Raw genomic sequence first — 250 nt, 5'->3', positions numbered from 1 at the left:
CTATGAAGATCGTGTTGCTGAAGGCTCTACCGTGGCTGGCAAGGCGATGTTTGTCAGTAGTTCTCGCCAGATTGCGTATCAGCTGTATCAGGAGTTACAACGTTTACGTCCGGAATGGTTTGAGGTGCTGGAATGCGCCAAGGGTGAATCACTTAGCGATAAAGAGCGCAAGGAGATAAAAGCCTCTGCGCGGGTGCGCATGGTGATGACGCGCCATAAAGATGATGAAAAAGTGTTGTGGGATCTGCTC

Annotated in this window: 1 protein-coding gene; it reads left to right on the top strand. The window is 50.4% G+C overall.

The features are described from left to right. The coding region (locus tag Q4563_RS21445; RefSeq protein WP_303605963.1) for a hypothetical protein at positions 1-250 on the top strand (250 nt) is incomplete at both ends.

It is taken from the genome of Gilvimarinus sp. 1_MG-2023, from assembly GCF_030548285.1.
This window is presented reverse-complemented; position numbering and strand designations above follow the sequence as displayed.